Source organism: Leucobacter sp. Ag1 (assembly GCF_000980875.1).
GTDB lineage: Bacteria > Actinomycetota > Actinomycetes > Actinomycetales > Microbacteriaceae > Leucobacter > Leucobacter iarius.
Genome location: NZ_LAYO01000064.1, coordinates 1 through 26,410 on the forward strand (window position 1 = coordinate 1; position 26,410 = coordinate 26,410).

Below are 26,410 nucleotides of genomic sequence, written 5' to 3' on the forward strand. Positions count from 1 at the left end.
GCAGGGCAGGGCAGGGCAGGGGCCGCGGCTCAGACCTCAGCGCCGACCGGCACCGCGGCCCGGGCGGCGGCAGCCACCGCGTCGGCGAGCACGGCCCGGGCGCAGCGGTCGTGCACCCGGAACGGGAGCGAGTCGAAGCCCGGGCGGGTGAACGCCCCACCGGTGAGGCCCGCGACGAACGGGCCGACGGCGTACTGCCGCGGCGCACCGGGCAGGCGCCCCTCGGGCGACGCCTCGACGCGGCCCGTGGTGAACCGCTCGCCCCGCTCGACGACGGCGAGCTCCCGCATCACGCCGCGCTCCACGAGCCGCCGCAACAGCGGATCGTCGCTGCGCGAAGCGCGCGCCTCGGGCAGCCACGCGTCGATCAGCACGCGCGCCGAGACGCCGGAACGCGCCGTACCGCCGGCGACCGCGGCGGATCCCGACGCTCGGAACATCCCCGCGTCCTCGTCGGCCACGAGCTCGACGTCCGCGCCGAGGAACCGCACGATCCCGGAGTCCGCCAGCGCGAGCAGCTCCTCGAGACGATGCCCGGGCGGCCCGCTCGCGAGATAGCTGAAGAACGCGTGCCAGCGCCCCGGCAGCAGTTCGACGCGGCTGCGCGCGTTCCACCGCTCCCCCGGGATCTCGGCGAGCGACAGGTAGACGTGCAGCGCGGTCAGGAAGAGGGCGAGGGTCGCGCTGTGCTCGGGCGAGGTGCGGTGCCGCAGATCCTGCGCGATGTGCGCCCGGACCCGATCCTGCACGGCCTCCGCGGCGAACCCACCGGATCCCACGGCGAACCCACCGGACGCGGCGAACCCGCTCGCACCGGCGTCCCCCTCCGGATCGGGCGCCTGAGCGAGCGGCCGGTCGAACACGGAGAGGTCGAACCGGTCCTCGGGATCGGGCACGTGCGCGGCGGCGAGCGCGGCGAGCACCCCGGGATCCCGCGTATCGAGCGCCGCTCGGAGCCGGGGTGCGAACTCGACCCAGTCGAGGGTCACGCGTCCGGGGTGCCCGGTGCTCAGTTCGCGGTAGTAGCCGGTGGTGAGCTCGGCGACGACGAGCGGCCACACGTCGCGCTCGAAATCGAGGCGCTCCGCCTGTTCGGCACGCTCGGCGAGCGTCGCATGGAACTCCGTCCCCAGGTACTCCAGGCGCACGGGGTCGCCCGCGAGGGCAGTCGTGATCTTGGAGCGGTACGGCACGCCGCGGCGGGATCCCAGATGCAGGATCGGCTCGCGCCCGCTCGGCCGGTAGCCGAGCGAGCCGTCGGCGTCACGGGCGAAGCGGCCGCCGCGCCCCTCGGTGAGGAGCACGACGAGGTCGATCGCCGCGAGGCCCATGCCGCGCACGATCACGTCGGCTCCGGTGGGCACCCCGTCGAGGTCGACGTCGGCCGTGAACGCGGGCGCGATGTAGCCGAGCCCGTGCCGGTCTGCGAAGGCGCCGAGGCGGATCGACTCGTCGGACGGCAGCGTTCCGCTGTGCCCGAGCGCGTGCACGACGAGGTCGGCCGTCAGCTCCGCTCCGGAGGCGAGCCGGACCCGGTGCGGGGCGCCGCTCTCGCTGCACCCCGGTTCGACGTCGACGGCGCGATCGCGCACCCATTCGACCGAGAGGCCGCCGGATCCCGCGACTCCGGCGGTACCGGAGTCGGCACCGGCACCGCCAGCACCTCCAGCACCGCCGGCGACCCCGGCCGCCCCGCTCCGTCGCAGCGTCTCGTCGACCGCCCAGCTCAGGTAGGCGTTGTTCAGCCGCCGCGTCGGGAAGTCGCGTTCGCCGATCTCGGCGAGTTCGCGGAACAGCTCGGCGTCGGCCCAGGCGGGAGCCGGGATCGCACCCTCGCGGACCTCACGCACCCACTCGGCGAGCGTGGGGCCCGGCAAGACCGGCCCCTCGATCCGGCACGATGCGTCGGTGAAGAACGCGACGTCGGCGAGCATGGAGTTGAGCTTCAGCAGGGGCGACTGCGCACTGCGCCAGATGCGTCCGCCGCCCGGCGGGTGCGGATCCACGAGCCGCAGCTCGATCCGGACACCCGGCGCGAGCTCGGCCCGGTTGGCGGCGATGCGTTCGAGCAGCATCGCGGCGGCCGGGCCCGCTCCGATGCCGACGATCCGCACGACCGGTTCGTCGGCGGTCCTCCGATCCCCGCTCATGGCTTCGGCAGTCCGGGCGGGTTGAGCTGCGAGGTGCGCACGGCCTCTTCGCTCTGGCCCCAGCGCTGCAGCACCTTCGCGTAGGTGCCGTCGTCGATGAGGTGCTGGATCACGATCTGCACGGGCTTCGCGAGCCCGCTGCCCTTCGCCGACACGGTGCCGACCTCGCCGCTGACCGGGTAGGCGCTGTTGAACTTGCCCACCACGCGGGTCTCGCCCGCGGTCTGCTCCTGGAACTTGGCCAGCGAGTAGGGCAGGATGCTCGCGTCGACGCGACCGGATTTCAGGGCGAGCTGCCCGGCGGCGAAGTCGTCGAAGTACACGGCCTCTCCGGGCGGCAGTCCGGCCTTGCGGTTCTGCGCGATCCAGTCGAGCAGGAACTTCTCCTGGTTGGTGCCGCTGCCGACCACGACCTTCAGCCCCGACACGTCCTTCGGTTCGGTGATCCGTTTGACCGCGCTGCCGTCGGCCACGACGAAGCCCATCACGGCGTCGCGGTAGGTCGCGAAGTCGAACAGTTCCTTGCGCTCCTCGGTGACGCCGATGTTGGTGAGCGCCAGATCGTACTTGCCCGACTCGATGCCGAGCGGCCAGTCGGCCCAGGCCACGTTCTCCGGCGCGTACTCGAGGCCCAGGCCCTCGGCGATGAGCGAGGCGAGGTCGGGATCGCTGCCGATGATCGTCTGGGCGTCGTCCTCGGCGAAGAAGGAGGTAGGCGGGGCCCCAGCGCCGCCGAGCGCCACCGTGAGCTTCCCGGCCTGCACGGGACGGAATCCGCTCTGCTCGAGCGCCTGCACCGCCTCGGCCACGGGTTTCGTGTGCGGGCGTTCGGCGAGGTTCTTCGTGGTGAGGTCGAAGCTCGGCGCCGCCGTCGCGACCGGCGCCGATCCGCCACCGCTCCCGCTCTGCTTCGCAGCGCGATCCGCGTCGGTGACCACCGCCGAGCAGGCGGCGAGCGCGAGCGCGACGACGGCCATGGCGGCGACGGATCCGGTGCGGGCAAGGCGTGAGGCGAGTGGCATGGGATGCTCCTGGTGGGTTCGGGACGGCTGCGGCGCGGCCGGTCGCGGATCGCGCGACCGGCCGCGGACGAGAGGGACGGTTCAGGCGGTTCGGACGTCAGGGCCGGGGCAGGCCCGGCGGGTTGATGCGGGACTCGGGGATCGCCTCGGCCTCGGTGGCCCAGCGCTTCAGCACGGTGTCGTACTCGCCGTTCTTGATGAGGTGGTTCAGCACGATCTGCACGGGCTTCGCGAGCCCGTTGCCCTTCTTGGTGGTCGCGCCGATCTCGGCGGTCGCGGGGTACCCGCCGTTGAGGGTGCCGACGACGGTGCTCTGGCCGGTGGTCGCCGCGCGGAACGAGGCCGCGGCGTTCGGGCCGAGGATCGCGTCGACACGACCCGAGGAGAGGGCGAGGCCGGCGGCCGCCTGATCCTCGTAGTAGACGGGCTCCCCCGGGGGCAGGCCGGCCTTCGTGTTCTCGGCGAACCAGTTCAGCAGGATCTTCTCCTGGTTGGTGCCGCTGCCGACCACGACCTTGAGACCGGAGACGTCGGCCGCCTTCGAGATCTTGGTGATCTTGCTGCCCTTCTTCACCTCGAACGCGACGACGTCCTGCCGGTAGGTGGCGAAGTCGAAGAGGTCCTTGCGCTCCTCGGTCACGGTGATGTTGGTGACACCGAGGTCGTACTTGCCCGACTCGATGCCGAGCGGCCAGTCGGCCCAGGCCACGTTCTCGGGGGCGAACTTCAGGCCGAGGCCGTCGGCGATGAGGTTCGCGATGTCGGGGTCGCTGCCGACGAAGGTGCGGTTGTCATCCTCGGCGAGGAACGAGGTGGGTGGCACGTAGGCGCCGAGCGCGACGGTCAGCTTGCCGGACTGCACGGGCGTGAAACCGCTCTCCTTGAGCGCGGCCACGGCCTCGGGCACGGGTTCGATGTGCGGGCGATCCTTCAGGTTCTTGGTCGAGAGGTCGAAGGGGGACTTCGTGGTCGACGAGTCGCCCACCGCGGAGGCGGCGGAGCCGGACGAGCTGCATCCGGCGAGGCCGGCGACGGCGAGCACGGCGATGAGGGCCGCCGAGGCGGTCGCGGTGGTGGCCGTGCGGCCGGGCCGTCGGTGGCGGGAGCGGTCGGGGGTCTGCGGAGGAGGAGTCATGGTGCGGGGTCCTGATTCTGAAGGCGATGGTGGATGGTCGATGTGGATCGGGGATCGGAGATCGGGCGGATCGGCTCGGGCCCGACGGGGTCAGAGCACCTTCTCGAGGAACTCGCGGGTGCGCGGATGCTCGGGATCGCGCAGCACCCGCTCGGGCGGCCCGACCTCCAGCAGGCGGCCGCCGTCGAGGAACGCGACGCGGTCGGCGACGGAGGCGGCGAACGCGATCTCGTGGGTGACGATCACGAGGGTGGTGCCGTGGTGCGCGAGGCGCTGGATCACGGCGAGCACCTCACCCACGAGCTCCGGATCGAGCGCGCTCGTCGGTTCGTCGAACAGCAGCACGTCGGGATCGAGGGCGAGCGCGCGGGCGATGGCGACGCGCTGCTGCTGCCCGCCCGAGAGCTGGCGCGGATAGTGCTCGGCGCGGTCGGCGAGGCCCACCGAGGCGAGCAGCTCGCGCGCCCGGGCCACGGCGTCAGCCCGGCTCGAACGGCCGAGCGCGAGAGGCGCCTCGATCACGTTCTCGAGGGCGGTGAGGTGCGGGAACAGGTTGAAGTTCTGGAACACCATGCCGACCCGGGTGCGGCGCTGCAGCACCCGTTTCTCGGGCAGCTCGTGCAGGCGGTCCCCGCGTCGCTCGTACCCGATGTAGTCGCCGTCGATCGTGATGGAGCCGGCATCGATCGTCTCGAGGTGGTTGATCGCGCGCAGCAGGGTGGACTTGCCCGATCCCGAGGGACCGATGAGGGCGAGCACCTCGCCCGGTTCGACGGTCAGCGAGACGTCGCTCAGCACGGGACCGGCGGCGTAGGACTTGTGGACGCCCGCGATCTCGACGCGGCCGGTGGCTGCGGGCGCAGCGGCGGGGGCGGCCACGGTCTCGACGGCGCTCATGCGACGCCTCCCAGGGAGCGCGCGTCGGCGCGGAGCGCGGCGACGGAGTGCTCGGGCAGGGCGACCGGGATCCCGCGCGGGCGGGAGCCGGGGCGGGCGCCGGATCGCCTCGAGCCGACCCGGCGGATCGCCGAGCGCAGCCGCTGCAGCGGCGTCGGCGGCAGCTCGCGCGCGGTTCCCCGGGCGAAGCGGCGCTCGATCGCGTACTGCACGACGCTCAGCACCGTGGTGAAGATCGTGTACCAGACGGCCGCGACGAGCAGCAGCGGCACCACCTGCTGGTTGCGGTTGTAGACCACCTGCACCGTGTAGAACAACTCGGGCAGGGCGAGCACGAACACGACCGAGGTGCCCTTCAGCAGGCCGATCACCTCGTTGAAGGCGTTCGGCACGATGGCGCGCGCCGCTTGCGGCAGCACGATCCGGAAGAAGCGTCGGCCGCGCGGGATCCCGAGCGCCTTCGCCGCCTCGATCTGGCCCTGATCCACCGACAGCAGCCCGCCGCGGATGATCTCGGCCGAGTAGGCGGCCTGGTGCAGCGAGAGGCCGAGGATCGCGGCGACGGTCGCCGAGATGAGGCGGGTCGTGTCGAACTCGACGATCCAGAAGTCGGTGGTGAACGGGGTGCCGAGCCCGAGCGTCGGGAACAGGTAGCCGAGGTTGAACCAGAGCACGAGCTGCACGACGAGCGGGATCGAGCGGAAGAACCAGGTGTACCCCCAGGCGAAGGAGCTCAGCAGGGCCGAGCCCGAGAGCCGGGCGAGGGCGAGGATCGCACCGAGCACGAATCCCAGCGCGGCCGAGACCGCCGTGAGCCAGAGGGTCAGCCAGAGCCCGCGCAGCACCGCATCGTTGAAGAAGTACTCGGCGAACACCGGCCAGCGCCACTGCTCGTTGGCGAACAGGGTCCAGACGAGCTGCGCGATCACGAACACCGCGACCGCGCTGAACGCCCAGCGCCACCAGTGGCGCAGCGGCACGACGCGGAGGGCGTCGCCGTCGGATCCGGTTCGGGTCGGCCGCGCCGGATCCCGGTCGGCCGCGGGGACCGCGCTCGCGGGATCGGCGACCGTCCGCTCGTCGGTCGTGGGGTCTGCGGTGAGGGTCATGCTGCGGCCTCCTGTGCCGTCGCGCCCGCGGCGCCGACCGGCGCCAGGGGCTTCTCGAAGGGGTGCACGCCGACCTCGTCGGCGGGGAGCGCGGGATCGAAGAGCGGGGTGTAGCCGTGCCCCAGGTAGAGCGCGACGGCCTCGGGCTGGCGCGGGCCCGTGGTCAAGTAGACCCGCGAGTAGCCGAGGCGGGCAGCCTCGCGCTCCAGCTCCGTGAGCACGACCTTCGCGACGCCGCGACCACGGTGGTCGGGTCGGGTCCAGATCCGCTTGAACTCGGCCGTGTCGTCGCTGTGCCGCATGAACGCGCCGCCCGAGATCGGTTCGCCGTCGCGCAGCAGCACGAGGAACGCCCCGCCGTGGGGCTCGGCGAACGCCTCGGCCGGGTAGCGCGCGAGCTCGGTCGAGGCCGGCTCGCCGAACACCTCGACGCCGTAGCGTGCGTCGTACTCGCGCTCCAGGTCGTCGAGCAGCGGTTTCGCGAGGGGATCAGAGACGTGCACCCGGCGCACCTCGGTGCGGGGGCGCGGCGGGGTCGGCAGGCCGAGCGTGCGGCGCAGCGTCGGCGCGGCCCCCGTCACCGGATCCGCCTCGTAGTCGGTGCGGAAGACGCCCCGCTCCTGCAGCAGCGGCACCACACGGTCGACGAACTCGTCGAGTCCGCCCGGGGTGATGTGCGGCACGAGCACGAAGCCGTCCGAGGCGCGCTCGCGCACGTAGCGGTCGATCTCGGCAGCGACGGTCCCGGGCGATCCGACGAGCGTGTGCTGCGCGGTCTCGGCGGCGACGAGCTCGCGCAGGGTCAGCCCCTCGCGCCGCGCGCGATCGCGCAGCTGCTCGGCCCGTGCCACCCGGTCCTCGACGCGGGTCGAGACCTGCCCCTGCCGCTGCTCCCCGTCGCCCGGCTCCTGCGCGGGCAGCGCGCCGTCGGGGTCGAGCCCCGGCAGCTCGCGGCCCCAGATCGCCTCGACCCAGGCGATCGCCGTCTGCGGGCTCGTCTGGGCGAGCGCGATCTCGCGCGAGCGCTCCCGCGCCTCGGCATCGGTGTCGCCGAGCGCGAAGGTGGCCCCGGGCAGGATCAGCAGCGACTCCTCGGTGCGGCCCGCGGCGGGCAGGCGGCCCTTCACGTCGCGGTAGAAGCGCTGGCCGTCGGCGAAGCCCGTGTGCCGCGAGAAGATGATCTCGGCGTTCGCCGCGGCGAAGTCGCGGCCGGCCGGCGAGTCCCCCGCCTGCACGATCACCGGGTAGCCCTGCGGGCTGCGGGGCACCGTGCTCGTCGCGCTGACGTCGAACTGCGGCCCGCGGTGCACCACGCGGCGCACCCGCTCCGGATCCACGAAGCGGCCCGCGGCGCGGTCGGCGAGGATCGCCCCCGCCTCCCACGAGTCCCACAGCTCCTTCGCGAGCTCGACGAACTCCTCGGCCCGCGTGTAGCGCTCGGCGTAGGGCAGGAACCCGCCGCGGCGGAAGTTGCCGCCGTGGAACGCATCGGGCGAGGTCACGACGTTCCAGCCGACCCGGCCGCCCGAGAGGTGGTCGATGGTCGCGAGCTGGCGGGCCAGCTCGACCGGCTCGTTGAACGTGCTCGACAGCGTGCCGACCACGCCGATGCTGCGGGTCACGGACGCCATCGCGGTGAGGATCGCGAGGGTCGCCGGGCGTCCGGCGACGTCGAGGTCGTGGATCCGGCCGCCGTGCTCCCGCACCCGCAACCCCTCGGCGAGGAACACGTAGTCGAAGCGGCCGCGCTCGGCGGTCTGCGCGAAGCGGCGGAACGACTCGAAGTCGATGTGGCTGCCCGAGTCGGGATCGCTCCAGACGGTGGTGCTGTTGACGCCCGGGAAGTGGGCGACGAGGTGCACCCTGCGGGCAGTTTCGGGTGCGGCGCTCATGCGGCGGCCTCCGTTCGGGTGTCGTAGCGGTTGCCCGCGCGGCCGAGGCCGAAGCGGGTGCGCAGGTGGTGGGCGGTCGGGTCGGGTTCGGCGCCCGCGGCGGATCCGGCGGTGGATCCGGCGGGCGTGGCCGCGATCCCGCGTTCGCGCAGGATCGGCAGCAGTTCGGCGCCGATGGTGCGCAGATCCGCGGGGAGGGTCAGCGGGCGCAGGCGCACGCCGTCGATCCCGGCGGCCCGCCACGCGGCGATCAGCTCGGCGGCTTCGTCGGCCGATCCCGCGAGCACCCGGGCGTCGCTCGACGCCGCGAAGGGCGAGCCCGCGAGCGCGTCGAGGCGCACCAGCCGTTCCACCGCGGGTTCCTCGGCCGTGTCGAGGGCGAGCACCAGGTCGGCGACGATCCGCAGCCGCCCGAGGCCCGAGGCGGCTCGGGCCTCGGCGATGCCGGGATCCCGTTCGATGGCGCGGATCCCGGCGACGATCTCGGCGACCGAGCGGCCGCGCCAGGCTCCGGCTCGCGGGGAGGCGCTCTCGGGCGTCACGATCACCACGTCGGCGACTCGCGCCGCGAGCTCCGCGACGGGCGCGGAGTGCGCGAGCACCACGATGGGCAGCTGCCCCTGTGGCGAGCGCGGCACGATCGAGGGCCCGGCGATGCTGAAGCGCTCGCTCGCGAAGTCGATGGGGTGCACGCGGTCGCGGTCGAGGAACCGGCCGGTGGCGGCGTCGCGGATCTCGGCGTCGTCCTCCCAGCTGTCCCAGAGGCGGCGGGCCGCCTCGGCCGAGTCGGCGGCGTCGGCGAGCAGTTCGTCGAGACCGGCGTCGGGGGCGCCGAACGCGACGGCGTCGCGATCGATCTCGGGGGCGGGTCTGCGGCCGAACGCGGCGGCCGAGGCGGCGTCGGCCGAGATCCGAGGCTGCCAGCCGGCGCGACCGGTCGAGACGTGGTCGAGGGTCTGGAGCCCGGTGGCGACGTGGAACGGTTCGGTGTGCGTGGTGGTGACGGTGGGGATCAGTCCGATCCGGCTCGTGCGCGGGGCGATCCAGTCGGCGAGGAGCGCGGCGTCGAGGCGGCCGAGCACGGTCGATCCGTCGGTGTCGGCGCCCGCAGGATCGCTCTGGGGCGCCAGTTCGTCGGCGATGGTGAGGTAGTCGAGCCCGGCCGCCTCGGCGAGTTCGGCGAGCTCGACCCAGGTCTCGGCGGCGAAGAGGGCCTCGGCGCGCGAGCTCGGCTCGCGCCAGGCGGCGGGGTGCCAGCCGGCGCCGTCGAGCGCGACGCCGATGGTGAACGGGGCGTCGGTCGATTTCGATCCAGTTATGGGAGACATGCCGGTAGCTTATAAACAAGCGGTCGGTTCGAATCAAGCAGATGACGCTCGATGACAGTGCGGGAATGCGCCGATCGGGGCCGTTCGTCATTTTCCGTCACGTTATGGAAGCCATGCTGCAAGCTTATGGGCGGGGCTCGGTCCGATTGCCCGGTCCCGGCACGAACCTCGAATCCGGCGGACGCCTCGCCGGAGGAAACGGAGAACGGCGCGTGAGCACCGAAACGACCACCGTCACCGCGGTCGCGACCCCGCCCGAGCGCGGCGAACAGGCCGCCGCGCGCAGCTTCGACGACCGCGAGTACCGCGACGCGATGGGCGGCTTCGCCTCCGGCGTCACCGTCATCACCACCCACGGGGTCGACGGCCCGGTGGGCTTCACCTGCCAGTCCTTCTACAGCGTCTCGATCGACCCGCCGCTCATCTCGTTCTCCATCGCCCGCACCTCGCAGAGCCTCGCCTCGGTGCGCGAGCACGGCCGCATCGTCGTCAACTTCCTGAGCGCCGAGCAGCAGCACCTCAGCTCCCAGTTCGCGCGCTCCGGCACCGACAAGTGGCAGGGCGTCGCCTGGCACCCGTCCGAGAGCAACGGCGCCCCCACCCTCGACGCCGTCACCGGCTGGGTCGCCGGCGAGATCGAGCGCGAGGTCGAGGCGGGCGACCACCTCATCTTCCTCGTCCGCGTCACCGGCATCTCCACCGACCCCGAGCGCGAACCCCTGCTCTTCTACCGCGGCGCCTACCGCGAACTCGAGTACATGATCTGAGCGGCCGGCCCGTGCGCACCGCGCACCGCGTTCGCGCTGCGCGCATCCCGTTCGCCGCGAGCGAGTTCGCGCCGGATTCCATCCCTCCGCACGGATCCGCGGAGTAGCCTGCGGACGAACGCGATCACGCGACGAGAACCACCGCGACGAGACGAGGATCCATGCGCGCACTCAGCTACTCCGAATTCGGCCGCCCCGGCGAGGTGCTCGCGGTGCACGACGCGCCGCTGCCCGAGCCCGGACCGGGACAGGTGCGCGTGCGGACCCGCTTCGCCCCGATCCACAACCACGACCTGCTGACCGTCATGGGCCGCTACGGGATCCGTCCCGAGCTTCCGGCGCTCGCCGGCAGCGAGGCGGGCGGCACGATCGACGCGCTCGGCGCGGGCGTCACGGGCCTCGAGATCGGGCAGCGCGTCTCGGTCGGGCGCGGCAGCGGCACCTGGGCCGAGGCCTTCCTCGTCGCGGCGGAGTCCGCGATCCCCGTGCCCGACGCCCTGAGCGACGAGCAGGTCGCCCAGCTCGGATCCATGCCGTTCAGCGCGATCAGCGTGCTCGACTCCCTCGGGCTGGTCGCGGGCGACTGGCTCGTGCTCAACGCCGGCAACGGCGCGGTCGGGCGCATGGTCGCCCAGCTCGCCGAGTCGCGCGGTATCGGCGCAGTCTCGCTCGTGCGCCGCGCCGACGCCGTGACGGCCCTCGCTGCGGAGGGCGTGCCGCACGCCGTCGCGACCGACGACGACGGCTGGCGCGAGCGCGTCGCCGAGATCACCGGCGGATCCCCGATCCTCGGCGCCATCGACTCGGTCGGCGGAGCGTCCGCCGGCGAGCTGCTGTCGCTGCTCGGCACCGGCGGCACCCTCGTGATCTTCGGCGCGATGGAGTCGCCCGCGCTCGAACTCGCCTCGACCGACATCATCTTCAAGCAGCTGACCGTGCGCGGCTTCTGGGGCACCAAGGTCTCGGCCGTCACCCCGGTCGAGCGGCAGCGCGAGCTGTTCACCGAGCTCGTGGCTCGGATCGTCGATGGCACGGTCACCCTGCCCGTCGACCACGCCTACCCGCTCGAGCAGATCGCCGAGGCGGCGGCGCGCAACTTCGCGCCCGGACGCGCCGGCAAGGTGCTGCTGCAGCCGTAGGGGTAACGGCGCCTTCGGAGGCGACCGGCGACTACCCCAGCTGCGGCGGCAGATTCTCGCCGCGGCGTTCGAGGTGACGCAGCACGCGCGCCTCGAGCCCCGTGCGCACCCCGGGCCACTCGTGCTGCAGGATCGAGAACACGACCGTGTCGCGCACGTAGCCGGGCATGCGCTTGTGCGCGCGCAGGATTCCGTCCTGCTTCGCGCCCAGACGCGCGATCGCCGCGCGCGACTGCTGGTTGAGGAAGTCGGTGCGGAACTCGACCGCCGGGCAGTCCCACACCTCGAAGGCGTGCCGCAGCAGCATGAGCTTCGACTCGGGGTTGGTGCCCGACGCCTGCGCGCTGAGCGCGTTCCACGTGGAACCGATCTCGACCCGCGGCACCGAGGCGTCGATGTTCATGAACGTCGTCATGCCGATCAGCGCACCGGTATCGAGCCGGCGGGCGGCGAACGGGATCATCGATCCCTCGTCCTGCAGCCGCAGACGCCGCCGGATCTCCTCCCCCATGCCGTCGGGCGTCGGCACCGACGTATACCAGGCGCGCCAGAGCTCTCCATCCCGCACCGCCTCCGCCAGGCCGTCGCGATGATCCTCGGCGAGGGGTTCGAGGGCGACGAGGCGTCCGGTCAGCGTGCCGGGGTGCGAGAGGGTCATGCTGGGTCCTTCCACGGGAGCGGGTCGCGCCGCGCGTTCCCACCGCAGCGCCGTCGATCCTCAGCGTAACGACCGGGACGCCCCGGCCGGCACCCCCGGTCCGCCGCTATCCCTCGTCCTCGGCGGGTGCGGCCGTGCGGATCCGCTCCGCGAGGAAGGCGAGATCCGCGTCGTTCAGCGCCGTCACCGCGTAACGGGTCGGCCAGAGATCGCCGTCGTCGAGCTGCGCCGCCCACTCGAACTCGATCGTCGCGTAGCGCACCTTGAACTTCGCCTTCGGCTTGAAGAACAGCACGATCTTGCCGTCGGCGCCCGCGTAGCCCGGCATGCCGTAGTAGGTGCGCGGGATCAGGTGCGGCGCGTTCTCGCCGACCAGGCGGTGCACGGCCTCGGCCAGCGGGCGATCCTCGCCGTCGAGCTCGGCGATCTTCGCGAGCACCTCAGCCTCGCCCTCCCGACGGGCGGTCTCGGGATCCACCTTCTTGCGCGAGCGCGACTTCGTGCGCTCCTTCACGGTCGCCTGCATCGCCGCGCGCTCCTCGGCGCTGAACGTGGGCTCGTCCGCCTTCGCCATGATCACTCCTCGTCCGGGCCCGGCACGTCGCCGGGCGATGAGGTCAGCCTAGGTCCCGCGACGCGGCACCCGCTTCTCCGGAACTGATCGATCCCCCGCACACCCCGCCGGGCTATGGTGAGCGGAGGAAGCACCCTCACGAACGGAGGATCCGTGTCCCGCGATCGCATCACCGTGAACCCCCTGCACCGCCGCGCATCGGACGCGCCGACGGTCGAGAAGCACCGGCTCTCAGAGGCCGGCATGGACCCGCTCACCGCGTACCACGTGGTGCACGACGAGACCATGCTCGACGGCAACGCCCGCCTCAACCTCGCCACCTTCGTCACCACCTGGATGGACGACGAGGCGAAGCAGCTCTACGCCGACGCGTTCGACAAGAACATGATCGACAAGGACGAGTACCCGCAGACCGCCGCCATCGAGCAGTACTGCCAGCGGATCCTCGCCGATCTCTGGCACGCCCCCGACGCGGCGGCCTCCCCCGCGACCTCGACGATCGGATCGAGCGAGGCGTGCATGCTCGCCGGCCTCGCGCTCAAACGCCGCTGGCAGCACGCCCGCGAGGCGGCCGGCGCCGACACGGCGAAGCCGAACCTCGTGATGTCGAGCGCCGTGCAGGTGTGCTGGGAGAAGTTCTGCAACTACTTCGAGGTGGAGCCCCGCTTCGTGCCGGTGAGCGACGAGCACCCGTGGCTCGACGGCTCGCAGCTCGACCAGTACGTCGACGAGCGCACCATCGGCGTCGTCGCGATCCTCGGCGTCACCTACACGGGCGCCTACGAGGACGTCGCCGGGGTCCAGGCCGCGCTCGACGAGATCGAGCGGGCGCGCGGCCTCGACGTGCCGATCCACGTCGACGGCGCTTCGGGCGCCATGATCGCGCCGTTCCTGCAGCCCGAGCTCGTCTGGGACTTCCGGCTGCCCCGGGTCGCGTCGATCAACACGTCGGGGCACAAGTACGGGCTCGTGTACCCCGGCCTCGGCTGGGTGGTGTGGCGCGACGCCGCAGCGCTGCCCGAGTCGATGGTGTTCCGCGTCAGCTACCTCGGCGGCGACATGCCCACCCTCGCGCTCAACTTCTCGCGGCCCGGCGCGCAGGTGCTGCTGCAGTTCTACCTGTTCCTGCGGCTCGGCCGCGAGGGCTACACCCGGATCCAGGCGGAATCGAGCGAGGTCGCGGTGCACCTGTCGGCGGGGATCGCGGCGATGCCGCAGTTCGACCTCGTGAGCGACGGATCCACGATCCCCGTGTTCGCGTGGCGGCTGCGGCCCGGCTGGAGCGGCAACTGGAACCTCTTCGATCTGTCGGACCGGCTGCGCATGCGCGGCTGGCTCGTGCCCGCCTACCCGATGCCCGCCGACCTCGAGGAGGTCACGGTGCAGCGGATCGTCGTGCGCAACGGCCTCTCGATGGACCTCGCCGAGTCGCTGCTCGACGTGATCCGCGAGGAGGTCGCCTACCTGGAGGCCCTCGACGCACCGCTACCGCGCCCCACCCGCTCGGGCGGGTTCGCGCACTAGGAGCGCTGCCGGGCGAGCGCGCGCCTGTTCGTGCGCCCGCCGCTGCCGCTGCCGCTGCCGAGTGAACGCTTGTACACGGAATGACGCGCTATTTCGTGTACGAGCGTTCACTCGAAGGTGGGTGGCGCAGAGCGCACCCTACGCCCGTGCGGCGATGAACTCCTCGACCTCGGCGCGGTCCGCGTACGAGGACTGGGCGCCGACGCGCTGCACGGCGACGGCCGACACGGCGGTCGCGAAGCGCACGGCCTCGCGCAGCGAGCGCCCGCGCGCGAGCTCGGCGGCGGTCGCGCCGACGAACGCGTCGCCCGCGCCGGTCGTGTCGACCGCGGTCACGCGGTAGGCGGGCACGGTCTCGATCTCGGGCGCCTCGGCGGAGCCCTCGGCGACCAGCGCGCCCTCGGAGCCGAGGGTCACCACGACCGAGCGGGCGCCCGCGGCGAGCAGGCGCTGCGCGAGCCGCGCGTAGTCGTCGGCATCGGGATCGCTCTCGGAGGCGCCGAGCACCTCGAGCGCCTCGTGCTCGTTCACGACGAGCGGATCGCAGTGCTGCAGCACCTCGCGGCCGACGAGCACCGACGGTGCGGCGTTCAGCAGCACCCGGGATCCGGCCGCCGCGGCGGCCGCGGCGACGTGGAACGCCGTCTCGTGCGGGATCTCGAGGCTGAGCACGACCACGGGTGCGCCCTCCCAGACGGAGGAGACGCGGGCCGCCGCATCGAGATCGAATGCGTGGTTCGCGCCCGGCGACACGACGATGGAGTTCTCGCCGTCGGGCGTGAGCAGGATGATCGCGGTGCCCGTGGCGGCCTCGACGGAGGCGAGCGCCGACACGTCGGCACCGGCTTCGACGAGGCGCGAGCGCAGGAACGCACCGTTGCCGTCGTCGCCGACGCAGCCGACGAACGCCGTCGCGGCCCCGCTGCGCGCAGCGGCGGCGGCCTGGTTGGCCCCCTTGCCGCCCGGCAGGGTGCGCAGCTCGCCGCCGATCAGCGTCTCGCCGCCGCCCGGCCGCCTCGGAACCTCGACCACCAGGTCGGCGTTCGCGCTGCCGACCACCGCCACGTCAGTCATCGGCACCCCTCAGGCCTGCGCCGCGATGAGGTCGACGACCTCGTCGGCGATGCGGTCGTCGACGTCGAGCAGCACGGTGCAGTGCGCGCCCTCCTGCTCGGGGTAGCCGCGGTAGACGCCGCGCAGGTCGGCGACGGTCTGGCCGTGGCCGGGGCCGCCGGTCGTGTCGACCTCGACGTTCACGACGGGCGCCAGGCGCACGTCGAGCGTGCCCGCGGCCGCGGCGACGGCGATCGTGTCGTGCATCGCGCAGCTCCAGGTGCCGAAGGAGTTGTCGCGGTAGAACTCGCCGTAGTGCTGCATGATCCGGGCCATGTACTGCCCGACCTCGCCGCCGGCGGCGAGCCGCTCGCTGTGCTCGGGGGTGATGATGATCTTCATGGTGACGTCGAGGCCCGCCATGATGATCTTCCACGGCGCGCGGAACACCGCGGCAGCGGCCTCGGCGTCGTGCCAGATGTTCGCCTCGGCGACGGGCGACACGTTGCCCGGAGCCATCGTGGTGCCGCCCATGAGGGAGACGCCCGCGACGAGGCTCGGCAGCTCGGGATCGACCGCGAGCGCGGCCGCGATGTTGGTGAGCGGGCCGACGGGCACGAGCCAGACCTCGCCGGGGTGCGCGCGCACGGTGTCGATGATCTGCTGCACGGCGCTCTGCGAGGACGCCGCGCGCACGGGCTTGTCGTCGCCCGCGTTGCCCTGGCCGTCGCGACCGTGCACGTTGTACGCGAACTCGGCGTGGCCACCGGTGAGGGGGCCCGCGGCGCCCTGCGCGACCGGCACGTCGCCCCGGCCGACGAGATCGAGCACCCGCAGCGTGTTGCGGGTGGCGAGCGGCACGTCGACGTTGCCCCACACGGTGGTCATGCCGAGGAGCTCGATCTCGGGGTGCAGCGCGGCGTACATGATCGCCATCGTGTCGTCGACGCCGGTATCGCAATCGAGCATCATCTTGGTGGTCATGTTCAGGACTCCTTCAGGCGGGCGTCGAGCTGGGCGACGCGGGTGTTCAGCAGGGCGCGGAAGCGGGGCAGGTCCACCGAGAGCGCGACGTCGCAGTTCGGCTGCTCGCCGCTGTGCCCGGCGAAGTCGACCACAGTCATCCCGGAGGTCAGGCGGCCGACGTTCTCGACGTCGACGAAGTAGTGACCGGTCTCGATGATGCTCGGGTCGAGGGCGGCGGCCAGCGCGACGGAGTCGTGCTGCGCCATGCCGTCCTCGGTCGGCTCGGAGTGGTAGTTGCCCATCATGTGCTCCACCATCTTCGCAGCAGGTCCGCCCGACGCGACGAGGTCGGGCAGGTGCTGGAGTCCGACGAGGGCGCGCTCGGTCACGTTGAGGCCGACCATGGTGATGGGGACGCCGAAGTCGAAGAGCTTCGCCGCGGAGTCGGGGTCGTAGTAGATGTTGAACTCGGCCGCGGGCGTCGTGTTGCCCAGCCGGTCGAGGGTGCCGCCGCCCATGATCACGAAGCGCTCGACCTTGCGCGCCGTCTCGGGGTAGTGCGTGATGAGGCCGGCGATGTTGGTGAGCGGACCGATCGCGACGACGGTGACGGGATCGGCGCTCTGCTCGATGAGCCGCGCCATGAGCGGGACGCCCGGTTCGAGCACGCGGGTCGAGGCCGGCAGGGTGTATCCGCCGAAGCCGTCCTCGCCGTGCACGTCCCAGGCCGGCTTGGTGTCGCGCCGCCAGAGCGGCCCGGCCGCGCCCCTGCCGACGGGGATGTCGAGCCGCAGCAGGTCGGCGAGCGCGGCCGCGTTGGGGGCCGTCTTCTCGAGCCCGACGTTGCCGGCGACGGCGACGATGCCGAGCAGGTCGATCTCGGGGCTCGCGGCGGCGAGCATGATCGCGAGCGCGTCGTCGATGCCGGGATCGGTGTCGATGATGATGGGACGGGGCATGTTCACTCCCTGGTCGATGGTGGATCCTGCGACTCGTGCCTCGCGCAGGATGACGGTAGTGGTGGCGGCTCCCGCAGGATGACGGTCGGGCGGCCGCTGGTCGAGCGGCGGGACGTCAGGCGGACCGGGCGGCGATCCGCTCGATGGATCCGGCGACCAGGTCGGCGAAGCGATCCCAGTCGAGCTCGGTGGCGACCTGCGCGCGGTGATCCTGCAGATCGACGGCGACGCCCGTCGAGTGGTGCATGCCGGGCCGGTCCGCGAAGTTGACGACGGTCATGCCCTTCGTCCACTGCCCGTGCAGCTCGACGGCGACGTGCGCCGCCTCCGTCTTCATGACGGCCGGGTCGATGAGGTAGGCGACGCAGCAGGCGTCGTGCACGGGCGGGGCCGGGAACTCGAAGACGTCCTCGTAGGTCTTGCCGATGAAACCCCAGATGTCGAGCACGAACTGCGCGACCTCGCCGCCGACCGCGCGCACACGATCCTGCAGCTCCTGCGTCGCGAGCGCCTGGTGGGTGAGGTCGAGGCCGACCATGGTGACGGGCCATGCGCCGCGGAACACGGCCTCGGCCGCCTCGGGGTCGACGTAGATGTTGTACTCGGCGCTCGGCGTCACGTTGCCGCGCGTGTACGAGCCGCCCATCACGACGACGCCCTTGACCCGCTCGATGATGCGGGGCTCCTTGCGCATGGCGAGCGCGATGTTCGTGAACGGGCCGACGGGCACGAGCGTGACCGTGCCGGCCGGCTCGGCCATCACCGTGTCGATGATGAAATCGACCGCGTGCCGGGGATCCAGCTCGCCCGTGATCTCGGGCAGCACGGGGCCGTCCATGCCGGTGCCGCCGTGGATGTCGTGCGACACGATCTGCGGGGTCACGAGCGGCTCGCTCGCCCCGCGCGCGATCGGCACGTCGATGCCCGCCACCTGGCAGACGGCCTGCGCGTTGGTGGTCACGTTCTCGATCGTGTTGTTGCCCGCCACGGTCGTGATGCCGAGCAGCTCGATCTCGGGGTTGCCGGCCGCGAGCAGGATCGCGATCGCGTCGTCGTGCCCCGGATCGCAGTCGAGGATGATGCGTTCCATTGCGTGGGTCTCCTGGAGGTGATGGATCCTGCGACTCGCGAGCTCGCGCAGGATGACGGTGAACGAGGGGTCCTGCGGCTCGCGGCTCGCGCTCACGAACCGCAGGACGTGGGTCCGCCTAGGCGGTCGCGGCCGGTGCGGCGGGAGCCGCGGCGTCCGCGGCCTGCAGCGCCTTCTTCGTGCGGGCCTTGAACGCGGCGCGCACGCGCACCGACGCGAACACCAGGGCGATGATCGTGATGATGTAGGGCAGCGTGAGCGACAGCGACGAGTTGACCCCGAGCAGGCCGAGCTGGTCGGCGAGGGCCTCGGCGACGCCGAAGATCAGGCAGGCGATCATGGTGCGGTAGGGCCGGGCGAGGCCGAAGGTCAGCGCCGCGACCGCGATGAAGCCGCGCGACGCGGTCATGCCCGAGGTGAAGGTGCCGACCGTCGCCATCGCGAGCTGCGCGCCCGCGACGCCCGCGAAGGCGCCCGACAGCAGGATCGAGATGAACTTCACCCGGAACACGTTGATGCCGGCGGCCATCGCGGCCGCCTCGTCCTCGCCGACCGCGCGCAGGTGCACGCCGTAGCGGGTGCGGTAGAGCACGAAGGCGTAGGCCGGCACCGCGAGCAGCGCGACCCAGACGAGGATCGTCTGGTTGTTCAGCATGGTGCCGAGCACCGGGATGTCGCCGATCACGCCGAGGTTGATCTTCGGCAGGTTCGCCTGCACGCCGGGCGGGGTCGCGCCCGCGTTGCCGTAGAGCACGGTGAGCAGGAGCACGGCGAGGCCGGCGGCGAGCAGGTTGATACCGATGCCGACCACGATCGCGTCGGCCTTGAACACCAGCACGGCGACCGCGAAGATCACGGCCATGACGAGGCCCGCGACGAGTGCGGCGAAGATGCCGACGAAGGCGTTCGTGATCGCGCCGACCGAGACGGCCGCGAACGCGCCCATGAGCATCATGCCCTCGAGACCGATGTTGAGCACGTTGCCGGTCTGGGTGAAGGAACCGCCGATCGCGGCGAGCAGGATCGGGGTGACCTTGAGCAGGACGACGGCGAGGATCGCCGTGATCAGGAGGATGGGATCCATCAGGCTGCGCTCCTTTCGGTCGCGGCGCCCGCACTGGGCACGACGGCGCGCTTCTTTCGGCGGTTCCACACGAAGGTGGCGGTGATCGCGATGATGATGATGCCCTGGAGCACGCTGACCACCGGGAAGGGCACGTCGATGTCCTGCAGGCCGGTGGAACCCGCCATCATCGTCGCGTAGAAGAGCGCCGCGACGAGCGAGGCCCAGGGGTTGAGTCGGGCGAGCAGCGCCACGGTGATGGCGAGGAAGCCGTAGCCGGGCGAGAACGCCTGCACGAAGCGGCCGCCGTTGGGGCCGAGCACGAGCAGCGCGCCGGTGATGCCGGCGACGGCGCCCGAGAGCATCATGACCTGGATCGACATCGCCTTCACCGAGACGCCGGTGTACTGCGCGAAGCGGTTCATCTCGCCGAGCTGCTTGACCTTGAGGCCCCACGGGGTCCGGCCGAGCAGCAGCGCGATGCCCACCGCGACGATCAGCGCGATGACGAGGTCGGGACCGATGCCGTACTCGGGGCTGAACATGGTGAACTGCACGCCGTCCGGCAGCTTCTTCGAGGCTTCGAAGCCGGCGGTCGGATCCTTGAACGGGCCCGTGACGAGGAAGCGGGTGATGAGCTTCGCGACCTCGGAGAGCAGCAGGGTGGTGACGACGATGTCGACGCGCCACGAGGCGAACAGCCAGCCGGGCAGGAAGCCCCAGATCGCGCCCGCGAGAGCACCGACCACGAGCACGACGAGCATGACCACGAGCGGCGGGAGACCCTGGCACGAGACGCCGGCGACCGCGCCGAAGAAGGCGCCGAAGTAGAGCTGGCCCTCCGCACCGATGTTGAAGAAGCCGGCGCGGAACGACACGATCGTCGCGGACGCGATGACCGCGAGCGGGATGAACGTCGCCACGATGTTCGAGATGCCGAACGACTCGCTCCACCCGGAGGTGAAGAGCGCCACGTACGCGTCGATCGGATTCTTGCCGATGGCGAGGATCACGAACACGCCGACGACGAGCGCGACGAGCACGGCGATGACCGGCTGCTTCGCGCTCTCGAAGGCCTTGCTCGCGAAGCCCGCGAAGAAGTTGCCCTTCGGCTCGGCCGCGGCCTCGTCGAGGCTCCGCTGCACCGAGACGGCGGTCGTGTCGAACTCGGGTGCCGCGACATCGACGCTCTCGGTGACGGTCGCGACGGAGGCGTCGGCCTCGATCGCGGCGACGACCTCCGTGTCGAGCCCGAGCTCGTCGGCGACGCGCGCGTGCTCCGCCTCGGCCTCGGCGAGCGCCTCGGGCGTCGGCCGGGTCCCGGCCATGGCGAGGCCGACGGCGGTCTCGCTCATGTTGTCCTGCGTGAACTCGGCGACGAACTCGCCGCGGAACATCACGAGCAGGCGGTCCGACAGGCTCATGACCTCGTTGAGGTCGGCCGAGACGAGCAGCACACCGGCACCGCGGTCGCGCGCCGCGACGATCGAGTTGTGCACGAACTCCATTGCGCCGACGTCGACGCCGCGGGTCGGCTGCGAAATGACCAGCAGCTCGGGGTCGGAGGTGAACTCGCGCGCGATGAGCACCTTCTGCATGTTGCCGCCCGACAGGTCGCCGATGCGGGTGCTCGGCGCAGCGCCGCGCACGTCGAACATGGCGATCAGCTTCTGCGCGAGCTGCCGGGTCTTCGCGAGCGACAGCCAGCCGAAGCGCACGAGCGGGGCCCGCAGCTTCGTGGCGGCGATGTTCTCGGCGATCGAGAGCGACGGGCCGGCGCCCTCCTCGTGCCGGTCCTCGGGCACGTAGGCGAGGCCGATCTCGCGCCGCTTCGCGACGGTCGCCCGGGTCACGTCCTGGCCCGAGATCCGGATCGTGCCGCGCGGCACGTCGATCATGCCCGCGATCGCGGCCGTCAGCTCGGACTGGCCGTTGCCCTCGACGCCGGCGATGCCGACGACCTCGCCGCGGCGGATCGCGAGCGATACGTCGCGGAGGGCGAGGATGCCGCGGGCGTCGACCGCGGTGAGGTTCTCGACGCTGAGCACCTCGTCGCTCGGGTTCGCGGGCGTGTGCTTGATGCGCAGCAGCACCTCGCGGCCGACCATCATCGTCGCGATGTCGGTCTGCGTGAGGCCCGCCGCGGGCTGGGTGCCGACGACGCGCCCGTCGCGGATCACCGAGATGTCGTCGGCGATGGCGAGCACCTCGCCGAGCTTGTGCGAGATGAAGACGACGGCGCAGCCGCGGTCGGCCAGCTGCCGTACCACGACGAACAGCTCGTCGGCCTCGGCCGGGGTGAGCACGGCGGTCGGCTCGTCGAGGATCAGGAGGCGCGTGTCGTGCGAGAGCGCCTTGAGGATCTCGACCCGCTGCCGCTCGCCGACCGAGAGGTCCTCGATCACGTCGGTCGGGTCGATGGCCAGGCCGAAGCGCTCGGAGAGCTCGCGGACCTTCGCCTGCATGCCCTTCTGATCGAGGCGCCCGAGCCCGGTCGTGGGCTCCTTGCCCAGGAAGATGTTGGCCGCGACCGTCAGCGACGGCACGAGCTTGAAGTGCTGGTGCACCATGCCGATGCCGAGCTCGTCGGCCCGGTTCGGGTTCTCGACGGACACCTCGGTCCCGTCGAACAGGATGGCGCCGCCGTCGGGCTGCAGATTGCCCGAGATCATGTTCATCAGCGTCGTCTTGCCCGCGCCGTTCTCGCCGACGATGGCGTGCACCCGGCCGGGCATGAAGGCGAGCGAGATGTCCTCGTTCGCGACCTTCTCGCCGAAGGTCTTGGTGATTCCGCGGAGCTCCAGAATCGGTGTCGCGTCTGACACAGCGGCTTCCTTCCGAATTGAAAGCGGGTGGCGGTCCGCGACCGGTCGATCCGAGGATCGACCGGTCGCGGGCCGAGGAGAGGATCAGCCCTTGGGGACCGTGATCTCGCCCGAGACGATCTTGGCCGTGTAGTCCTCGACCGACTTGACCACATCGGCGGGCACGAGGTCGCCGTTGTTCTCGAAGTCGAGGCCGACGCCCTTGTTCTTCAGGTCGTAGGTCGTGGTCGCGCCGTACTTCAGCTCGCCCTTCTGATCGGCCTTGACCGCGGTGACGATCGAGTTGCCGATGAACTTGCGCATCGAGGCGAGCACGTGGCCCGGCTGGATCTGGTTCTGGTTGCTGTCGACACCGATCGAGAACTTGTTCGAGTCCTTCGACGCCTTCAGCACGCCGAGGCCGGCCTGGCCCGCGACGGCGTAGACCACGCCCGCGCCCTTCTGGTACATCGCCGTTGCCTGGTCGTAGGCCTTGGTCGAGTTCACGAAGTCGCCGACGGTGGCCTTCTGGACCTCCATGCTCGGATCGACGGCCTTCACGCCGGCCTCGAAGCCAGCGAAGAAGTCGGTGATCGGGGGCGCGTCCTGACCGCCGACGAAGCCGACGCTCTTCGAGCCCTTCGCGAGGCCGGTCTGGTTCTTGACCGTCGACGCGGCGACCACGCCGGCGAGGAACGAGCCCTCGTTCTGCGCGTACTGGATCGAGGCCACGTTGGGCGCCTCGACCGCGGAGTCGTAGATCACGTAGTGCTGCTTCGGGAACTTCTTCGCAGCGGCCGACAGGATGTCGTTCATCTGCCAGGTGCCGACGACGACGAGGTTGTACTTGCCGGTCGAGACCGACTCGACGTTGGCCTTCCACTGCGACTGGTTGCCCGCGTCGGCCTGCAGCGTCTTGGTGTCGATGCCCATCTTCTTGAGCTCGGCCATGCCGGTCTCCGAGTCGTCGAAGAAGCCCTGGTCTCCCAGGTTTCCGTTGACGACGTTGGCGACGGCGTACGACTTGTCGCCGCCCTTGTCACCGCCGCTGCCGGACGAGCTGCAGCCGCTCAGGGCCAGTGCGGCGACCGCGGCGAGGGCCACGGCGCCAGTGATGTGCTTTCTCATAGAAACTCCTTCGGTTCCGTCTGGTTCTGTTCGATACGAGTCGTCGTGGCGGAGGCGCCGGCGAGCGCGGGGACGCGCTCCGCGTCCGAGCGCGCGGCCGGGCCGCATCCGCAGGTGTCGCGCCGCAGCAGCGTGGTCGGCAGCACGCGGTGCAGCCGGCTGCGGTCCTGCGCGGGATCATCGATGAGGGTGAGCAGCATGCGCACCACCTCGGTCGCGATCTCGGCGTAGGGCTGCACCACCGTGGTGAGGCGCGGGGTCGTGTAGTCGCTGATCGGCGTGCCGTCGAAGCTCACGATCGCGACGTCCTCGCCCGCGCGCAGGCCGACGTCGGCGAGCGCGCGCAGCGTGCCGACCGCCTGGGTGTCGGATCCGGCGAAGATCGCGTCGATCGCGGGATCGCGCTCGAGCAGCTCGAGCGTGGCGGCGTGGCCGGCCTCGACGCTGAACGGGGTGAATGCGAGGCGGCGGTCCTCGGCGGGGAGCCCCGCGTCGGCGAGCGCGCCGCGCCAGCCGATGACGCGCTCCTGCGCGGACGAGAGGCCCTCGCCGCCGGTGAGGCAGGCGATCCGGGTGCGTCCGTGCTCGATCAGGTGCTCGGTCGCGGCGCGCGCGCCGCCGGCGTTGTCGACGACGACCGAGGGCAGGTCGATCCCGGCCTGCAGGCGGTCGAGCGAGACCGCGGGCACCTTGGCGGCCTGCAGCTCGCGCCATCCCTCGGCGAAGTCGCCGCCGGGCACCGCGATGATGCCGTCGACCCGGCGGTCGAGGAACGCGCGCACGTAGCCGAGCTCGCGCGCGGTGCTGTCGACGCCGTTGCCGAGGAGCACGGCGAAGCCGTCCTCGAACGCCGCGTCCTCGATCGCCGAGGACAGCCGCGCGAAGTAGGGGTTGGCCGACTCGGGGAGCAGGAGGCCGAGGGTGTGCGTGCGCGCCGTCGCGAGGCTGCGGGCCAGCGCGTTGGGCCGGTAGCCGAGCTCGTCGATCGCGGCGACGACCCGCTCACGGGTGGCGGGGGCGACGGGATGGGAATCGTTCAGCACGTACGACACGACGGCGGGGCTCACCCCGGCGAGGCGCGCGACATCGACTCGTCCGACCACAGCACCCACCCCTTTCCGCACTCCATCGTGTTCGCAGGCATGTTACGCGGGTTTCAACACTGGAGATCAGTGAATACCCGCGCGCCCCGCACGTCAATCTCCGTTATCGAACCGCAACCTGAGCCACCCCTTGCCCCGGGAGCATCGCCCTCCATAGGGTGGACTCTTCCGATCACATGCGCGACGAAGGGCAGCAGAAATGACGAATGCGGTACGTGTCTCCGACGAGGTCCGCGAGGCGGTGCGCGACGGGCGCCCGGTGCTCGCGCTCGAGTCGACGATCCTGACCCACGGGCTCCCCCGCCCGGCGAACGAGGAGCTCGCCCTCGAGACCGAGGAGCGCGTCCGCGCTGCGGGCGTCGTGCCCGCGACCATCGGCGTGGTGAACGGCGCTCCGACCGTGGGCCTCTCGACCGACGAGCTCGTCGGCCTCTCGCGCGACGACTCCGCGGTCAAGGCCAGCCTGCGCGACCTGCCCATCGCGGTGGCGAAGGGCCTCAGCGCGGGCACCACCGTCGCGGCGACCGCCTACCTCGCCGTGCAGGCGGGCGTGCGCGTCTTCTCGACGGGCGGCCTCGGCGGCGTGCACCGCGGCGCCGAGACGACCTTCGACGAGTCCGCCGACCTCGGCACCCTCGCGGGCCTCCCGCTCGTCGTCGTCAGCGCCGGCGTGAAGTCGATCCTCGACATCGGCCTCACCCTCGAGCGCCTCGAGACCCTGAACCTCTCGGTCGTCGGCTACGGCACGACCGACTACCCGGGCTTCTACGTCGCCGACTCCGGCTTCGACATCGAGTACTCGATCGGCAGCCCCGAGGAGGCCGCGCGCATCGCCGTCGCCCGCGATGCGCTCGGCATCGACTCGACGCTGCTCGTCGCGAACCCCGTGTCGGCCGATCTGCAGCTCTCGCCCGAGCTGCACGACCGCGTGCTCGCCGAGGCGCTCTCCGCCGCGGACGAGAACGGCATCCACGGGCACGACTCCACCCCGTTCCTGCTCGACTACTTCGCGAAGTCGACCGGCGGCGAGAGCATGGCGGCGAACCTCGCGGCCTACCGCGGCAACGTCGACCTCGGCGCGCAGATCGCGCTGTCGCTGAGCGCCCTCTCGGAATGAGCACCGCGGTGAACGGCGATGCGGGCGCACCCGTGATCGCGGTCGCCGGCGACCTCGTCGAGGACATCGTCGTGTGGGCCGACGACGACATCGCCTACGGCACCGACACCCGGTCACGCATCTTCCGGGTGCGCGGCGGGAGCGCGGCGAACGTCGCCACGGCGCTCGCCGTGCACGGCGGGCGACCCCGGCTCCTCACCCGCGTGGGCGACGACGGCGTCGGCGAGCGGCTCGTGTCCGACCTCGAGCGGGTCGGCGTCGAGACGCGGGCGCAGGTCGCCGGCACGACGGGCACGATCGTGATCCTGATCGACCGATCGGGCGAGCGCACCATGCTGCCCGACCGCGCGACCGCCAAGGAGGTCGAGCCCTTCGACCCGAGCTGGCTCGACGGCGCCTCGCGCCTGCACGTGCCCCTCTACGGCTTCGAGACGACCCCGGAGGCCGCGGTGTTCCACGGCCTGTGCGTCGAGGCGACCCGGCGGGGGATCCCCGTCAGCGTCGACGCCTCGTCGGCCGGGCTCATCACCTGGCTCGGCTCCGAGCGGGTGCGCGGGATCCTCGACGAGATCGGCCCGCAGCTCGTGTTCGCGAACGACGACGAGGCGGCACTGCTCGGGCTCGACCTCGTCGAACCGCCCGCCGGGCGCACGGTCGTGATCAAGCACGGCGGCGACCCCGTCGTGATCCGCACGGGCGCCGAACGCCTCGAGGTGCCGGTGCCGCCCATCGGCGAGGTGACCGACACCACCGGCGCCGGCGACCACTTCGCCGCGGGATTCCTGCTCGCCGTCGCGGACGGGGCCGAGCCCGCCGATGCCGCGCAGCGCGGGATCGCGGCGGCGGCGCGGGTGCTCGGGCAGCCGGGCGCGCACGTCACCGCCTGAACCGGCGCGGGTCCGGTCGCGTTCCGAGCGCGGCCGGACCGGCGC

Annotated in this window: 22 protein-coding genes; 5 read left to right on the forward strand and 17 right to left on the reverse strand. The window is 71.8% G+C overall.

What is annotated here, in order from left to right; genetic code table 11:
• Positions 1-29: 29 nt before the first annotated feature.
• The 7 genes from XM48_RS02225 to XM48_RS02255 all read right to left on the reverse strand — a co-directional run bounded on the left by XM48_RS02225 (position 30) and on the right by XM48_RS02255 (position 9,533).
• Positions 30-2,150, reverse strand: a complete 2,121-nt coding sequence (locus XM48_RS02225; RefSeq protein WP_046454154.1) for an FAD/NAD(P)-binding domain-containing protein — start codon at positions 2,148-2,150, stop codon at positions 30-32.
• Positions 2,147-3,172, reverse strand: coding sequence for an ABC transporter substrate-binding protein (locus tag XM48_RS02230; protein WP_046454155.1), 1,026 nt, complete (start codon positions 3,170-3,172; stop codon positions 2,147-2,149). Before XM48_RS02230 ends, XM48_RS02225 begins: the two co-directional genes overlap by 4 nt.
• A gap of 97 nt (positions 3,173-3,269) precedes the next feature.
• Positions 3,270-4,307 carry an ABC transporter substrate-binding protein gene (locus tag XM48_RS02235; RefSeq protein ID WP_084820884.1) on the reverse strand — a complete coding sequence of 346 codons (1,038 nt, stop codon included), beginning with the start codon at positions 4,305-4,307 and terminating at the stop codon, positions 3,270-3,272.
• A 90-nt stretch (positions 4,308-4,397) separates the two neighbouring features.
• Positions 4,398-5,204: an amino acid ABC transporter ATP-binding protein gene (locus XM48_RS02240; protein WP_046454156.1), complete on the reverse strand. Its 807-nt coding sequence runs from the start codon at positions 5,202-5,204 to the stop codon at positions 4,398-4,400.
• Positions 5,201-6,313 (reverse strand): amino acid ABC transporter permease, encoded by a 1,113-nt coding sequence (locus XM48_RS02245; RefSeq protein WP_046454157.1) that lies wholly within the window; start codon positions 6,311-6,313, stop codon positions 5,201-5,203. The genes XM48_RS02240 and XM48_RS02245 overlap by 4 nt, the downstream gene beginning before the upstream one ends.
• Complete coding sequence (locus XM48_RS02250; RefSeq protein ID WP_084820886.1) at positions 6,310-8,205, reverse strand: NtaA/DmoA family FMN-dependent monooxygenase; 1,896 nt, start codon at positions 8,203-8,205, stop codon at positions 6,310-6,312. Before XM48_RS02250 ends, XM48_RS02245 begins: the two co-directional genes overlap by 4 nt.
• Positions 8,202-9,533, reverse strand: a complete 1,332-nt coding sequence (locus XM48_RS02255; protein ID WP_046454158.1) for an LLM class flavin-dependent oxidoreductase — start codon at positions 9,531-9,533, stop codon at positions 8,202-8,204. Before XM48_RS02255 ends, XM48_RS02250 begins: the two co-directional genes overlap by 4 nt.
• A 212-nt stretch (positions 9,534-9,745) precedes the next feature.
• Here XM48_RS02255 and XM48_RS02260 point away from each other — a divergent pair, with 212 nt between their 5' ends.
• Both XM48_RS02260 and XM48_RS02265 read left to right on the forward strand, forming a co-directional pair.
• A complete protein-coding gene (locus XM48_RS02260; protein ID WP_231580772.1) occupies positions 9,746-10,300 on the forward strand; it encodes a flavin reductase family protein in 555 nt (184 codons plus the stop codon).
• A 161-nt stretch (positions 10,301-10,461) separates the two neighbouring features.
• Complete coding sequence (locus tag XM48_RS02265; protein WP_046454159.1) at positions 10,462-11,439, forward strand: zinc-binding dehydrogenase; 978 nt, start codon at positions 10,462-10,464, stop codon at positions 11,437-11,439.
• A 31-nt stretch (positions 11,440-11,470) separates the two neighbouring features.
• Here XM48_RS02265 and XM48_RS02270 read toward each other — a convergent pair whose 3' ends face one another.
• Both XM48_RS02270 and XM48_RS02275 read right to left on the reverse strand, forming a co-directional pair.
• Positions 11,471-12,097 carry a GNAT family N-acetyltransferase gene (locus XM48_RS02270; protein WP_046454160.1) on the reverse strand — a complete coding sequence of 209 codons (627 nt, stop codon included), beginning with the start codon at positions 12,095-12,097 and terminating at the stop codon, positions 11,471-11,473.
• 106 nt (positions 12,098-12,203) lie between these two features.
• Entirely contained in the window at positions 12,204-12,671 is a 468-nt protein-coding gene (locus tag XM48_RS02275; RefSeq protein ID WP_046454161.1) for a DUF1801 domain-containing protein, read from the reverse strand.
• A gap of 114 nt (positions 12,672-12,785) precedes the next feature.
• Between XM48_RS02275 and XM48_RS02280 the strand changes: the two genes are divergently transcribed.
• Positions 12,786-14,195 (forward strand): glutamate decarboxylase, encoded by a 1,410-nt coding sequence (locus XM48_RS02280; RefSeq protein WP_046454162.1) that lies wholly within the window; start codon positions 12,786-12,788, stop codon positions 14,193-14,195.
• A 138-nt stretch (positions 14,196-14,333) separates the two neighbouring features.
• Here the strand turns inward: XM48_RS02280 and XM48_RS02285 are convergent, their stop codons facing one another.
• The 8 genes from XM48_RS02285 to XM48_RS02320 all read right to left on the reverse strand — a co-directional run bounded on the left by XM48_RS02285 (position 14,334) and on the right by XM48_RS02320 (position 24,361).
• Positions 14,334-15,269, reverse strand: a complete 936-nt coding sequence (locus tag XM48_RS02285) for a ribokinase (RefSeq protein ID WP_046454170.1) — start codon at positions 15,267-15,269, stop codon at positions 14,334-14,336.
• 9 nt (positions 15,270-15,278) lie between these two features.
• Positions 15,279-16,232, reverse strand: a complete 954-nt coding sequence (locus XM48_RS02290; protein WP_046454163.1) for a nucleoside hydrolase — start codon at positions 16,230-16,232, stop codon at positions 15,279-15,281.
• 2 nt (positions 16,233-16,234) lie between these two features.
• Positions 16,235-17,173: a nucleoside hydrolase gene (locus tag XM48_RS02295; protein ID WP_046454164.1), complete on the reverse strand. Its 939-nt coding sequence runs from the start codon at positions 17,171-17,173 to the stop codon at positions 16,235-16,237.
• Between the two features lie 115 nt (positions 17,174-17,288).
• Positions 17,289-18,359 (reverse strand): nucleoside hydrolase, encoded by a 1,071-nt coding sequence (locus XM48_RS02300; RefSeq protein WP_231580774.1) that lies wholly within the window; start codon positions 18,357-18,359, stop codon positions 17,289-17,291.
• Between the two features lie 22 nt (positions 18,360-18,381).
• The gene (locus XM48_RS02305) at positions 18,382-19,347 is read right to left on the reverse strand and encodes an ABC transporter permease (RefSeq protein WP_046454165.1); all 966 of its coding nucleotides are present in this window, start codon (positions 19,345-19,347) and stop codon (positions 18,382-18,384) included.
• A complete protein-coding gene (locus XM48_RS17395) occupies positions 19,347-22,151 on the reverse strand; it encodes an ATP-binding cassette domain-containing protein (protein ID WP_084820890.1) in 2,805 nt (934 codons plus the stop codon). The genes XM48_RS02305 and XM48_RS17395 overlap by 1 nt, the downstream gene beginning before the upstream one ends.
• A gap of 84 nt (positions 22,152-22,235) precedes the next feature.
• The gene (locus XM48_RS02315) at positions 22,236-23,258 is read right to left on the reverse strand and encodes a BMP family protein (protein ID WP_052961240.1); all 1,023 of its coding nucleotides are present in this window, start codon (positions 23,256-23,258) and stop codon (positions 22,236-22,238) included.
• A complete protein-coding gene (locus XM48_RS02320; RefSeq protein ID WP_052961241.1) occupies positions 23,255-24,361 on the reverse strand; it encodes a LacI family DNA-binding transcriptional regulator in 1,107 nt (368 codons plus the stop codon). The genes XM48_RS02315 and XM48_RS02320 overlap by 4 nt, the downstream gene beginning before the upstream one ends.
• A gap of 199 nt (positions 24,362-24,560) precedes the next feature.
• Here XM48_RS02320 and XM48_RS02325 point away from each other — a divergent pair, with 199 nt between their 5' ends.
• Both XM48_RS02325 and XM48_RS02330 read left to right on the forward strand, forming a co-directional pair.
• Positions 24,561-25,478, forward strand: coding sequence for a pseudouridine-5'-phosphate glycosidase (locus XM48_RS02325; protein WP_046454166.1), 918 nt, complete (start codon positions 24,561-24,563; stop codon positions 25,476-25,478).
• Positions 25,475-26,365, forward strand: coding sequence for a carbohydrate kinase family protein (locus XM48_RS02330; RefSeq protein ID WP_052961242.1), 891 nt, complete (start codon positions 25,475-25,477; stop codon positions 26,363-26,365). The genes XM48_RS02325 and XM48_RS02330 overlap by 4 nt, the downstream gene beginning before the upstream one ends.
• Positions 26,366-26,410: the final 45 nt, after the last annotated feature.

Excerpts from the sequence above, each read along its gene's own strand:
- XM48_RS02225 (WP_046454154.1), bottom strand. The coding sequence starts at position 2,150 with ATGAGCGGGGATCGGAGGACCGCCGACGAACCGGTCGTGCGGATCGTC.
- XM48_RS02230 (WP_046454155.1), bottom strand. The coding sequence starts at position 3,172 with ATGCCACTCGCCTCACGCCTTGCCCGCACCGGATCCGTCGCCGCCATG.
- XM48_RS02235 (WP_084820884.1), bottom strand. The coding sequence starts at position 4,307 with ATGACTCCTCCTCCGCAGACCCCCGACCGCTCCCGCCACCGACGGCCC.
- XM48_RS02240 (WP_046454156.1), bottom strand. The coding sequence starts at position 5,204 with ATGAGCGCCGTCGAGACCGTGGCCGCCCCCGCCGCTGCGCCCGCAGCC.
- XM48_RS02245 (WP_046454157.1), bottom strand. The coding sequence starts at position 6,313 with ATGACCCTCACCGCAGACCCCACGACCGACGAGCGGACGGTCGCCGAT.
- XM48_RS02250 (WP_084820886.1), bottom strand. The coding sequence starts at position 8,205 with ATGAGCGCCGCACCCGAAACTGCCCGCAGGGTGCACCTCGTCGCCCAC.
- XM48_RS02255 (WP_046454158.1), bottom strand. The coding sequence starts at position 9,533 with ATGTCTCCCATAACTGGATCGAAATCGACCGACGCCCCGTTCACCATC.
- XM48_RS02265 (WP_046454159.1), top strand. The coding sequence starts at position 10,462 with ATGCGCGCACTCAGCTACTCCGAATTCGGCCGCCCCGGCGAGGTGCTC.
- XM48_RS02270 (WP_046454160.1), bottom strand. The coding sequence starts at position 12,097 with ATGACCCTCTCGCACCCCGGCACGCTGACCGGACGCCTCGTCGCCCTC.
- XM48_RS02275 (WP_046454161.1), bottom strand. The coding sequence starts at position 12,671 with ATGGCGAAGGCGGACGAGCCCACGTTCAGCGCCGAGGAGCGCGCGGCG.
- XM48_RS02280 (WP_046454162.1), top strand. The coding sequence starts at position 12,786 with ATGGTGAGCGGAGGAAGCACCCTCACGAACGGAGGATCCGTGTCCCGC.
- XM48_RS02285 (WP_046454170.1), bottom strand. The coding sequence starts at position 15,269 with ATGACTGACGTGGCGGTGGTCGGCAGCGCGAACGCCGACCTGGTGGTC.
- XM48_RS02290 (WP_046454163.1), bottom strand. The coding sequence starts at position 16,232 with ATGACCACCAAGATGATGCTCGATTGCGATACCGGCGTCGACGACACG.
- XM48_RS02295 (WP_046454164.1), bottom strand. The coding sequence starts at position 17,173 with ATGCCCCGTCCCATCATCATCGACACCGATCCCGGCATCGACGACGCG.
- XM48_RS02305 (WP_046454165.1), bottom strand. The coding sequence starts at position 19,347 with ATGGATCCCATCCTCCTGATCACGGCGATCCTCGCCGTCGTCCTGCTC.
- XM48_RS02315 (WP_052961240.1), bottom strand. The coding sequence starts at position 23,258 with ATGAGAAAGCACATCACTGGCGCCGTGGCCCTCGCCGCGGTCGCCGCA.
- XM48_RS02325 (WP_046454166.1), top strand. The coding sequence starts at position 24,561 with ATGACGAATGCGGTACGTGTCTCCGACGAGGTCCGCGAGGCGGTGCGC.
- XM48_RS02330 (WP_052961242.1), top strand. The coding sequence starts at position 25,475 with ATGAGCACCGCGGTGAACGGCGATGCGGGCGCACCCGTGATCGCGGTC.